Origin of the sequence: Moritella dasanensis ArB 0140 (assembly GCF_000276805.1) — a bacterium.
Classification (GTDB): domain Bacteria; phylum Pseudomonadota; class Gammaproteobacteria; order Enterobacterales; family Moritellaceae; genus Moritella; species Moritella dasanensis.
Map to the genome: position 1 here is coordinate 1 of NZ_AKXQ01000025.1, position 12,213 is coordinate 12,213.

9 protein-coding genes are annotated in these 12,213 nt (G+C 39.7%); 8 read left to right on the plus strand and 1 reads right to left on the minus strand.

Translation table 11 applies throughout. The features are described from left to right. The first annotated feature begins 456 nt into the window (after positions 1–456). The 3 genes from rapA (at position 457) to A923_RS0117610 (ending at position 5,032) form a co-directional block, all read left to right on the plus strand. On the plus strand, positions 457–3,369 hold the full coding sequence (rapA, locus tag A923_RS0117600) for an RNA polymerase-associated protein RapA (RefSeq protein WP_017223009.1): 2,913 nt from the start codon (positions 457–459) through the stop codon (positions 3,367–3,369). Positions 3,370–3,514: 145 nt separating this feature from the next. Beyond that, positions 3,515–4,204 carry a pseudouridine synthase gene (locus A923_RS0117605; protein ID WP_017223010.1) on the plus strand — a complete coding sequence of 230 codons (690 nt, stop codon included), beginning with the start codon at positions 3,515–3,517 and terminating at the stop codon, positions 4,202–4,204. 27 nt (positions 4,205–4,231) lie between these two features. Continuing rightward, positions 4,232–5,032, plus strand: a complete 801-nt coding sequence (locus A923_RS0117610) for a DUF3530 family protein (RefSeq protein WP_017223011.1) — start codon at positions 4,232–4,234, stop codon at positions 5,030–5,032. Here A923_RS0117610 and djlA read toward each other — a convergent pair. Further along, positions 5,029–5,820, minus strand: coding sequence for a co-chaperone DjlA (djlA, locus tag A923_RS0117615; protein WP_017223012.1), 792 nt, complete (start codon positions 5,818–5,820; stop codon positions 5,029–5,031). The two genes, A923_RS0117610 and djlA, sit on opposite strands and share 4 nt — an antisense overlap. A 210-nt stretch (positions 5,821–6,030) precedes the next feature. Between djlA and lptD the strand changes: the two genes are divergently transcribed. From lptD to A923_RS0117640, 5 genes are all read left to right on the plus strand, one after another. Then, positions 6,031–8,409, plus strand: a complete 2,379-nt coding sequence (gene lptD, locus A923_RS0117620; RefSeq protein WP_237716240.1) for an LPS assembly protein LptD — start codon at positions 6,031–6,033, stop codon at positions 8,407–8,409. 287 nt (positions 8,410–8,696) lie between these two features. Beyond that, positions 8,697–9,983, plus strand: a complete 1,287-nt coding sequence (gene surA, locus A923_RS0117625; RefSeq protein WP_192810705.1) for a peptidylprolyl isomerase SurA — start codon at positions 8,697–8,699, stop codon at positions 9,981–9,983. Positions 9,984–9,995: 12 nt separating this feature from the next. After that, positions 9,996–10,979 carry a 4-hydroxythreonine-4-phosphate dehydrogenase PdxA gene (pdxA, locus tag A923_RS0117630; protein WP_017223015.1) on the plus strand — a complete coding sequence of 328 codons (984 nt, stop codon included), beginning with the start codon at positions 9,996–9,998 and terminating at the stop codon, positions 10,977–10,979. Beyond that, on the plus strand, positions 10,976–11,794 hold the full coding sequence (gene rsmA / locus A923_RS0117635; protein ID WP_017223016.1) for a 16S rRNA (adenine(1518)-N(6)/adenine(1519)-N(6))-dimethyltransferase RsmA: 819 nt from the start codon (positions 10,976–10,978) through the stop codon (positions 11,792–11,794). The genes pdxA and rsmA overlap by 4 nt, the downstream gene beginning before the upstream one ends. Positions 11,795–11,808: 14 nt before the next feature. Further along, positions 11,809–12,186, plus strand: a complete 378-nt coding sequence (locus A923_RS0117640) for an ApaG domain-containing protein (protein WP_017223017.1) — start codon at positions 11,809–11,811, stop codon at positions 12,184–12,186. Positions 12,187–12,213 lie beyond the last annotated feature (27 nt).

The window sequence follows — 12,213 nt, forward strand, 5'->3', positions numbered from 1 at the left end:
TTAATTTAATGTTCACAATTGCATTGATATAATATTTGGTCATTATATCTCTGCAAGTGCTCACACAGATTGCTTGAATAAATTGTTAAAGAGCATACTGAGCGGCTGTTGCCGTGTCAGTGGGAGCGATTATAGAGATCTGCGTTTTATTGGCAAGTGATTTTATAAATTTCATTCCATTTCCAGGATAAACCTCAAAAGCAGTACACATTTCAAACAAAATAAATCAAAAACAAGCGATAGCTCATCTAACCCAGTGCTTGTGTAGGTCATCGTTAACTTATTTATCCTGATTTAAGTCTTAATTATTTAATATTTATATTTTCATTTACTTATCGCATTAGAATTTACTTACCAAGGCAATTTAAACTATTATTTAATTTGTCATTATACGTGACCTAATCCTCTGGTTTAGGTAAAATGCGCCCTTTTTACGGTTTTGGAGTTTGAATATACATGCCCTTCCAACTTGGTCAGCGCTGGATCAGCGATACGGAATCAGAATTAGGATTAGGAACAATAGTTGCCATAGAAGGCAGAATGTTAACGCTATTATTTCCTGCAAGTGGTGAGAACCGTTTATATGCTCGTAACGAAGCGCCGATCACGCGTGTAATCTTTAATATCGGTGATCAGGTACTCTCTCATGAAGACTGGAGCTTAACAGTTACTGAAGTAACAGAGAGCTCAGGCATTATTACTTATATCGGTACGCATCTAGATACTGGTGAAGAAGTTACATTACGTGAAACATTCTTAAATAACTTTATCAAATTTAATAAACCACAAGATCGCTTATTTGCAGGCCAAATCGATCGTATGGATCGTTTTGTTTTACGCCATCAAACATTGCAACATCAATTTTCTCAACAGCAATCGGCATTAAACGGTATCCAAGGCCCACGCGTGAGTTTGATCCCACATCAATTACATATAGCAACTGAAGTGGGTAAACGTCATGCGCCGCGCGTATTGCTTGCCGATGAAGTTGGTTTAGGTAAAACCATTGAAGCCGGTTTAATCATTCACCAACAGCTGACCGCTGGCCTAGCTAAACGCGTATTAATTCTGGTACCAGAAACATTACAACACCAGTGGTTAGTCGAAATGATGCGTCGTTTCAATCTACACTTCAGTATCTTCGATGAAGAGCGTTGTATCGAATCACTCGCTGAAGCTGAGAATCCATTTGAAACCGAGCAGTTGATTTTATGTAGTCTGGATTTTTTACGCAGCAAACGTCGTCGTTTCGAGCAAGCTGTCGGCGCAGATTGGGATTTATTGGTTGTTGATGAAGCTCACCACCTTAAATGGAGTGAGACTGAACCAAGTCGTGAATATCAAGTTGTCGAGTCTCTGGCACAAAAATCACCAGGTGTATTGCTACTAACGGCAACACCAGACCAGCTTGGCCACGAAAGTCACTTTGCCCGCCTTCGTTTATTGGATCCGAACCGTTTTTATGACTACGCTGCATTTGTTGCCGAAGAAAATAGCTATTCAGTGATTGCACAAGCAGCACAAACGTTATTAGACTCTCCGATTGTATCAGCAGAGACTGCAACGTCATTAACACAATTATTAAGTGAAGCTGATATTTCAGACAAGCTCGCGTTAATGCAGACTTCACCAGATTCTGAAGAAGCACAACAAGCTAAACACTCAATCATCAGTCAGCTACTTGATCGTCATGGTACCGGTCGTTTATTATTCCGTAATACCCGTGCTGCGATTAAAGGCTTCCCTACTCGTCAATATCAACCGATTCCATTAACGCTACCAGACCAATATAAAACGTCATTGAAAGTAGCACAGATGATGAATGGTTCAGCAAGTTTTGCAGAAGCTGCTCGTCGAGGTCTATACCCTGAAGAGATCTTCTTACAGTTTGAAGGTAAAGACGCATCTTGGTGTAGTTTTGACCCACGTGTTGAATGGTTACAAGGCTTCTTACTGGCGAACAAAAACGAAAAAGTATTGGTGATTGCAGCCAATGCAGATACTGCAATGTCGATTGAAGAGTCACTGCGTGTCAACGAAGGAATTCGTGGTACTGTATTCCATGAAGGCATGTCTATTATCGAGCGAGATAAAGCAGGTGCTTACTTCGCCCAAGAAGATGCTGGTGCACAGGTCTTACTTTGTTCAGAAATTGGTTCAGAAGGTCGTAATTTCCAATTTGCGCAACACTTAGTATTATTTGATTTACCCTTAAACCCAGATCTACTTGAGCAGCGTATTGGTCGTTTAGATCGTATTGGTCAAAAAAACGATATCAGTATCCACGTGCCTTTCTTCACGAATACCGCACAAGATGTATTACAAAACTGGTATCACCATGGTCTTAATGCTTTTCAGCATACTTGCCCTATCGGTGGTGATATTTATGCTGAAATAAGTGACGAGTTATTAACACAACTTGCCGCAAAAGAAATCGATCTTACTGCAACAGATACGCTCATCACAGATACTCGCAGTAAATATGATGCATTGAAATTAAAAATGGAAAGTGGTCGAGATCGTTTACTGGAATTAAATTCTAATGGTTTAGGTAAATCAGACGATATTATCACTCAGTTAAAAATCAATGATGATAGTCCGACACTGCCAATTTTCGCGATACGTTTATTTGATGTCATTGGTATCAATCAAGAAGATCGCGGCGAAAACATGTTGATATTAAAACCGACCGATCAGATGTTAGTACCAAGTTTGCCACATTTATCTGAAGACGGTATTACAGTCACCTTTGATCGTGAAACCGCGTTATCTCGTGATGATGTACACTTCCTTACTTGGGAACATCCGTTAATTAGTGCATGTATTGAATTAATCATGACGTCTGATACAGGTTCCACCGCCGTATCACTATTAAAAAATCCGGCACTCCCTGCTGGCACTATTTTATTAGAGTTACTTTATGTTGTAGAAACATCGGCACCGTCTTATTGCCAGATTAATCGTTTCTTGCCTGCTACACCTATTCGTCTATTGTTAGATAAAAATTCGAATAATCTTGCGTTAAAGGTCGACTTTGATAGTTTCAATCGTCAGCTGAATGCGATTAATCGCCATGTAGCGACCAAGCTTGTGTCAGCATCTCAAACGATTATCCATGATCTTATTGGTAAATCGACCAGTGTTGCTGAATCACAAAAGCAAGCGATTACCAGTGCGGCACTTGACGTAATGCAACAGAACATGTCTGCAGAACTAGAGCGCTTACAAGCATTGCAAAAAATTAATCCAAACGTGCGTGATGAAGAACTGGCATTTGTTGAAAAACAAACCGCAGAATTAACCACACACATTAATAATGCGCAGCTTAAATTGGATGCAGTACGCTTTATTGTTGTTACACCGAGTTAACTAAAATCACGTAATAATAACCAGCAATAAAGGGGTTAATTTCGATTAACCCCTTTATTATTTTTTATTCTTTATTCTTTATTCTTTTTAATTCGCGATAATTTAGCGCTTATTTTTTACATTTTTCACTATATGAATACATCCTATGCCCGATTTTATTTATGCTCCACCACAACACCCGCGCTTAGATATCATCTATCAAGATGAGGCCATCATTGTCTTAAATAAACCCAGTGGATTACTGAGCGTTCCAGGGCGACTACCCGAACATAACGACAGTATTGCAAGCCGTGTACAAATGCTGTTTCCTGACGCAAGAATCGTGCACCGCTTGGATATGTGTACCTCAGGGGTGATCTTAATGGCATTGACTAAAGCTGCGCAAAGTCATATCAGCAGACAATTTCAGCAACGCTCAACCGCAAAATACTACTATGCGCGTTTAGAAGGTATTCCGACTGCAAAATCTGGCAGCATTGATTTACCGTTACGTTGTGACTGGCCTAATAGACCAAGGCAAATGATTGATTTTATCGACGGTAAACCTGCGTTGACGCATTGGCAAATAATTGCAGAACAATTAGCAAGCGACGATAACGCCCAACAAGCTAGTGCAACGGTGTTACTTAAACCTGTGACAGGCCGCTCGCATCAACTGCGTCTGCATATGTTAGCATTGGGTACGCCAATATTAGGTGATGAATTATATGCATCTAAGCAAGGCATGGCTGACGCGGCACATTTACAACTGCATGCAGCGATGTTAGAAATTGAGCATCCTTTATCGTCAGAAAAAATAACATTTAAAGCAACACCACCATTTTCAATCGATTAATGACAACTATTATATTAGGTATATTCAATGTTTAAAGCTTTGGTACTATTACTGTTATCAATATTATCACTGCCGTTAAGTGCAGCGATTGATAAAAACAAAGCTAAAGACAATAGACCAGAAGTCGCCTTTCCTATCTCTCAACAACGCATATTTGATCAAGACCTAACCAAGTATAACGATGTCAATGAAGTCGCCTGGCTAGGAGATAAAGATAACCGATTTCTGACTTTATGGCGTGAACAAACGACGGCAAAGGTTATCGGCACAAGTTGGATATTTGCTGATACTTATACCTCTGCGAATAACCCTAATATTATCCAAACGCTGCGCTATCAACTCACTGATAAAGGCTTCCACACCTACTCTATATCACCATTAAGCCAAACATTAAATTCAACTAGCGCAGAGCAACGTTTACAAGCACAATTAGGTGTTTTACAGGAAAAAATAGTCAGTCAGGATGGTAAGCGCCTACTTATCTTGCAAGGTGCTAATTGCGATGCAATGATAAACGTATTAAGTAACAATACTGAAATTTATGTGGATGCGATTGTATTGCTCAGTGCACGCAGTGCAACACCCGAATTAGCCTCACAATTAAGTAGTCAACTGCAGCCACTCAAAGTACCAATATTAGATTTGTATGCGCAAACAGATAACCTCGTGATTATTGAACAAGCAAAAATAAGGCACACGGCGGCAAAGCGCGCTAACAAGGTCAATTATCGACAAATAGAAGTGATAGGATTGCAGGGACAAGTAGAAACTCAAATAGCAACCAGCCAAGTAATTTATGGCTGGTTGGTCACACTCGATTGGTATTAACGCATTTTTCGTGATTCTTTTACTACGTCATAAGCACCTTGAATATCTTGGGCTTTCTCTGTAGCAATAATCATCATCTCTTCTGGTAAACCTTTTGAAACTAATTTATCAGGATGATGTTCATTCATTAATTTACGATAAGCGCGTTTAATGGTTTTATCGTCGGCGTCGGCACTCACACCTAACTGTTGATAAGCATTAACTAAAGCTTCTTCATGACTGACTTTACTACCATGGCGGTGAGAACGTATCTCAGCTTCCATCATCTGCAGTAAGTTATCCATGTCCTGAGCCGTAACACCTAAGATAGCGCCAATACGATGTAGAATATCGCGTTCAGCTGCCGACAATTCATGATCAGCAAACGCGGCTTGAATTTGTATTTCAAGAAACATTTTCACCAAATCACGACGTAACACACTCACACGGCGAAAATCACGTACAGTTTGCTCTAACGGAAAGTCAGGCGCTTTACCTTGGCTAAATGAGGCTTGCGCTGCACGACGAGTTTCACCCGTCAATTTCATTCGATCCATTAATTGCGTCGCCACATGAATATCCACGTCGGTCACATGACCGTCCGCTTTAGCCATATGCCCCATCACCGAAAATGACGTGTGCAAAAATATTTCCTGACGTTTATGTGCCGCAGGTCGAGTATCAATACCGAGTCGAGGACCAAATCGGCGCTTTAGTATCGAGCCAACCCAAACCATAGAGATCGCGCCAAAAAATCCACCAAACTTCATACCGATGGCAAACAATAAAATGTAAAACAACATATTCATAAAGGTAACTACCAAGCAAAAATGACATATATTTATATAAGAATTGTATTATGGCTGTTTAAAATGTAACAAATCAATCAATCTCATGATCTTTTTGCAGGTTTACGGGATAAAAGTAGTCATTAAATGGTCTATCACTGCAATATGGATTATTATATTCAACTATTTTTAATTTTAATGAAATTATCGATGACAAAATGGATTGTTAAAATGCGCCTTTTCACAATATTCTCCACACTTAGCGGTGTCGTATTCTCAGCTAGCGCAGCCACCATTGTTACCAGTGCAGATGGGTCTTCAACTATCGTAGATGACGCGACAGCCTTGCAAGAACAGAATCAATTATCATTATTTAAACAATGTTTCCCTTATGTACCGCCTATAAAGCCGCCTATTGAAGACTCAAAAGCAGCTAACGAAATACAGCTATTATCAAACGATGCCAAGGTTATTCAAGGTAATAAGGCTATTTTTAATGGTGATGTTAATTTTACCCAAGGTAATAGAATATTATCGGCAGATGAGGTGATTTTGTACCAACTCACTAATATTCTCACCGCAGAAGGTAACGTAATATTAGAAGACAGCGGATCGACAGTTAAAGGACGGACATTAAAAGCGAATTTAGATACCAAAGACGCAGAACTATCACAAGTAAACTACCTGCTGCATGGGCAAGCAGCTAATGGCGAAGCTAAAAAAGTCTATATTACCAATAACGGCGACAACATTTTAATGCAACGCTCAACGTACAGCGAGTGTCCATTAGGCGACAATAGTTGGGTATTGCGCGCATCATCGATCAATGTTGATAATGTAGAAGAATCCGCCGAGGCTTATAATGCAACGTTATACTTTAAAGACGTGCCTATTTTCTATATGCCATATTTTACATATCCAACAACAGATAAACGTAAAACAGGGTTATTATTCCCCTCATTTGAAAATTCATTAGAAAATGGGATGACGTTCTCTCAGCCTATCTATTGGAATATCGCACCAAACTATGACATGGAAATCATTCCAACTTACATGTCTAAACGTGGTGTACAGCTTACCACTAAATCCCGTTATTTAATTGATGGACAAAACGGTAAGCTCAATGTTGAATACCTAGCTAATGATAAAAAAACCAAGACTGACCGTAGCCTTTTCCATTGGAGTCACAACGGTAACTTTAATGACAATTTAAACTTCAACGCTAGCTATACCCAAGTCAGTGATAACGACTATTTTTCCGATCTGAATGCATCAGCAGGCTCTCGAGATAGCAATACACTACTACGTACAGCAGCATTGACTTATAATACTAATATGACGTCATCACAATTTGAAGTACGTGATTTTCAAATTCTAACTGATTCGACAACATCAACACCGCATAAAGTATTACCTAAAATATCTTTTACTGGCTATAAACAGTTTGAGAATAGCGTAATTGAGCTATCTTCTTACAATGAAATAACTAATTTTTCTCATTCTGATAGCAATATGTACAGCGGTATTAGAACCCATATAGAGCCTTCTATTAGCTTTCCTTACCAGCGCCCTGCCGGTTTTGCGGTTGCCGAATTTAAATTACCGATGACTTATTACAGTCAATCATTCAATGAATCTGATAATAGAAATTTTTCGAACGGTTATACAGGAGAACTAGAAGAACAAGTTGTTCGTATTATACCAACCGCAAGATTACACGCAGGTTTAAACTTTGAACGTCCAACATCGTGGTTTGGGCACTCAATAACACAAACGCTTGAACCACAAGTACAATATTTATATATCCCTTATAAAAACCAAGATAATATTGGTATTTACGATTCCTCGACTATTCAGCAAGATTTCTTAGGTTTATACCGTGACCGTATTTACAGTGGTTTAGACCGTATTGCTGATGCCAATCAATTCACCGTCGGTTTAACAAGCCGGGTATTTGATGAAATGGGCAGTGAACGTTTCCGTTTTGCATTGGGCCAAATCGTATATTTTGGTGACAGCAGAGTTGGTATTGCACCAGAAACCGATACCACGTTAGACAATTCCGAGGTGACGACATCAAGTATCGTCATGGAAACCGATGTTAAGATAAGTCATAATTTATTCATCAATAATAGTATTGAATATGCCATCCAAGATGATCTAATACGTCGTGCCGATGCCGCTATCGAATATCGCTTTGATGGTGGCCAAAAAGTACAATTGAACTATCGCTATGTTGAAAATACGGCATCTATACTAGAAGATGAAAATAGCAGCGTTAATTCTAGAATTAATCAAATAGGTTCAAAATTTGTATTGCCAATTAATAGCCAGTGGGACTTCGGCGCCAGTTATTATTACGATGTTGAAAATGAAATAACCCAAGATGCATTCGCTGGGATTAAATATGAAGATTGCTGCTGGGCAATTCGTCTTGATTATGGCTATCGTCTGAAAAACCATAATATTAATACAGGAGTAACAGAATTTGATCGTGGTCCTACCTTGATGTTTGAACTCAAAGGTCTGGGTGGTATTGGCACTGATATGAATAATATTGGTACTTCAAGTCTATTTACCTACGGTGAACCCTTCCAACTCCGAGAATAAACTTTCTTTATAATTAGATTTATAATTAAATTTATTCATAACTTGGAATATTATAGCGGCTGTACATTATTATTTAACACAGCCGCGAATAGCCAAACAAGGATTTAGCGGCTGTGATGATTGCATTGAAAGTCTGACAAGGTATACTTCCGCTTACTTTTTCACCTCGGTTTTCAGTAAACTAGACAATTCTCATCTTTCCCGTGGTAAAAAATTGATAATTTTCAGCCTACTGCTGTCTCAGTCATAGTCGAAATTGAATAGGAATTCATAAAGTGATTAAAAAAATGCTTAAGACTCTGTTATCTGGAGTAATAATTGTAACTAGTTTACAAGCGCAGGCCGAGCTAACCAAGCTTGACGAAGTGATTGCCATAGTAAATGAAGACGTCATTTTAGCCAGTGATGTAAACACGTTAACTATCTCAGTAAAAGCCCGAGCAACTAAGGCTGGTCAGACATTACCATCGCAAGCGGTACTCACTCAGCAAGCGTTAGATAAACTGATCATAGATAGTTTACAACTGCAAATGGCGAAAAAGATGGGCATGCGTATTAGTAATGCTCAGCTTGAAGATACCTTGAATAATATTGCTAAAGGTAATGACCAAACTGTAGAACAACTACGCCAAAGTGTCGTTGCAGATGGTGGGGATTTTAGCGCCTATAAAGAAGAGGTTCGCACCCAACTATTAACCAACGAAGTACAGCGTATGCAAATGCGTCGTCGTATTACCATTTCCGATCAAGACGTTGATAACCTACTCGCCATTATTAATGAGCAAGGCCAAAAAAACCTGCAATATCGTGTTAACCATATCATGCTGCGAGTCCCTAACGAGGCTGATAACGCCACGATGGAAACACTACAAGCTAAAATTGCTGATATAAAAGAAAAGCTTAATGCCGGTGAATCATTCTCCAGTCTTGCATTAGCCCTCTCAGCAGGTCCAAAAGCGCTCGATGGCGGTGATTGGGGTTGGATGAATATCAATGAAATGCCAACATTATTCTCAGAAGCCGTAACGAATGCTAAAAAAGGCGACATCATAGGTCCTATCCGCAGTGGCGCTGGTTTACATATTATTAAAGTTACCGATATGCGTGGTGTAGAAACAGTACTGACCAAAGAAGTGAATGCACGCCATATTTTGATTAAGCCATCCGTTATCTTAAGTGATGAAAAAGCGAAATCACTACTCAATGAATACTTAGCACGTATTAAGTCAGGCGACGCAGAGTTTGCCGATCTTGCTAAAGCCTATTCAGATGATACTGGTTCAGCCGTTAAAGGTGGAGAGCTTGGTTGGGCAGACCCAAGTATTTATGTCCCCGCATTTAAGCTCGCACTGCAAGATTTGAAGAAAGGCGAAATTAGCCCGACATTTCGTTCTAGCCATGGCTGGCACATAGTGCAACTAATTGATAGACGTACACAAGATACGACAGATAAAGCTAATCGCCAAAAAGCATGGCAATTGTTGTATAATCGTCGTGCAGCCGAAGAAAGCCAAGCTTGGTTAAATGAATTAAAACAAGAAGCTTATATTCGTATTTTAGATAATGAATCGTAAACAGGTGAAAATGTGACTCATCGTATAGCAATTACTCCAGGTGAGCCTGCAGGTATTGGCCCAGATCTTGTTCTGGAATTAATGAAGCAAGACTGGCCCGTAGAATTGGTGCTTTGTGCAGACCCTGAGCTAATTTTAGCTCGGGCAAAGTTACTTGGTAAAACAGTTGAGTTAATCGACTATGATCCAAGTAAACCAGCACAACCACAACGCGCTGGTACGTTAACTATCGCACCAATGCAAATGGCAGTGCCCGCAGAACCCGGTAAGCTTGATGAAGCAAATGGTCGTTATGTATTAGATACTCTGCAATTTGCCTGTGAAGGTAATATGTCTGCAGAATTTAGCGCTGTTGTCACTGGCCCTGTTAACAAAGGCATTATTAATAAAGCTGGCGTATCTTTCAGTGGTCATACCGAGTTTTTTGCACAGCAATCAGAAACCCCTGATGTGGTGATGTTACTGGCAACAACAGGTCTGCGTGTTGCATTAGTAACAACACATATTCCACTGGCGTATGTCGCAAAAGCAATCACAGAGGAGCGATTAAGTAATATTATTCGCATTCTGCACGCCGAAATGAAAAAGAAATTCGGTATTGAAAAACCAAAAATTTACGTGTGTGGACTCAATCCGCATGCAGGTGAAGATGGACATTTAGGTCGTGAAGAGATTGAGATCATCTCTCCTACGTTAATGAAACTTCGCGATGAGGGTATGGATTTAACAGGCCCCCTCCCTGCCGATACCTTGTTCCAACCTAAGTATCTTAACGATGCTGATGTTGTATTAGCAATGTATCATGACCAAGGATTACCGGTATTAAAATCGGTTGGTTTTGGTAGCTCGGTTAATATTACCCTGGGCTTACCTTTTATCCGTACATCAGTTGATCACGGTACTGCAATAGAACTTGCAGGTACTGGAACAGCCGACGCCGGCAGTATGTTTACAGCAGTAAACCAAGCAATTGAAATGGTAGAGAAAAACGCATGAACGACAAGGTCCATTTAGGTCACACCGCGAAAAAACGTTTTGGTCAAAACTTCTTACATGATGCTTATGTAATTGGTCAAATCGTGGCATCGATTAATCCACAAAAAGGTGAAAACCTCATTGAAATCGGCCCCGGTTTAGGTGCATTAACCGAGCCAGTAGCAGCTTGTGTAGATAAAATGACAGTGGTAGAGCTTGATAGAGATCTCGCCGAACGACTCGAAGCACACCCGGTATTATCTAAAAAGTTAGACATCAACCAAGCAGACGCAATGCGTTTTGATTTCCGTCAGTTAATCAAACCAGACATGAAAATGCGTATTTTTGGTAATCTACCTTACAATATTTCAACGCCGCTAATGTTTCACTTATTCGAGTTCCATGAAGATATCCAAGATATGCACTTCATGTTACAAAAAGAAGTTGTACAGCGCTTAGCAGCTAGCCATAACACTAAAAGTTACGGTCGTTTAACAGTAATGACGCAATACTACTGCAGAGTAACACCCGTACTTGAAGTTGGTCCTGAAGCATTTAGACCTGCACCAAAAGTTGACTCAGCCGTTGTTCGTTTAGAACCACATGCTGTATTACCTCACCCAGCGAAAAGCTTAAAAGTACTTGGCCACGTAGTGACAAGTGCCTTTAATCAACGCCGTAAAACCATTCGTAATAGCTTGAAAAAAGTAATTTCAGTTGCTGATATTGAAGCGCTAGGTATTAATGTTTCTCTACGTCCAGAGAACTTAACCTTAGAAAATTACGTGACGATAGCAAACTTCGTTGTCGATAATCCACTGCAAACTGCGGATTAAGGCGGTCTGTATCAATGGTAAGTTTAGCGGATTCATTCACCCTTATCATTGATACCGAATACGTCGAAGAAGTATCTGTGCCAACACAGTTCAGGTACTTCTTTACTTATACTATAACTATCACCAATCCATTAAACCAACCTGTTAGCTTATCGAGTATCCAATTATTACTCACCGATGGCGACGGCGCCGTAAGCGAATTAAACAATCCTTTTCAAGATAATGATTATGTTATCTCTTCACTACAAGATTTTTGCTATAGCAATGATATAATTACCCATTCACCATTGAGTATCGTTCAGGGAAAGATCGAACTACAACTCAATGCCAGTGAATTAGTGGTGATGACCATCGACCCATTTCGTCTTGTCACTCCTAATCTGTTGCACTAATCTATTAAACGAATCTATTACACTAAT

Excerpts from the sequence above, each read along its gene's own strand:
- lptD (WP_237716240.1), top strand. The coding sequence starts at position 6,031 with ATGCGCCTTTTCACAATATTCTCCACACTTAGCGGTGTCGTATTCTCA.
- A923_RS0117640 (WP_017223017.1), top strand. The coding sequence starts at position 11,809 with ATGGTAAGTTTAGCGGATTCATTCACCCTTATCATTGATACCGAATAC.
- A923_RS0117605 (WP_017223010.1), top strand. The coding sequence starts at position 3,515 with ATGCCCGATTTTATTTATGCTCCACCACAACACCCGCGCTTAGATATC.
- rsmA (WP_017223016.1), top strand. The coding sequence starts at position 10,976 with ATGAACGACAAGGTCCATTTAGGTCACACCGCGAAAAAACGTTTTGGT.
- surA (WP_192810705.1), top strand. The coding sequence starts at position 8,697 with ATGCTTAAGACTCTGTTATCTGGAGTAATAATTGTAACTAGTTTACAA.
- rapA (WP_017223009.1), top strand. The coding sequence starts at position 457 with ATGCCCTTCCAACTTGGTCAGCGCTGGATCAGCGATACGGAATCAGAA.
- A923_RS0117610 (WP_017223011.1), top strand. The coding sequence starts at position 4,232 with ATGTTTAAAGCTTTGGTACTATTACTGTTATCAATATTATCACTGCCG.
- djlA (WP_017223012.1), bottom strand. The coding sequence starts at position 5,820 with ATGAATATGTTGTTTTACATTTTATTGTTTGCCATCGGTATGAAGTTT.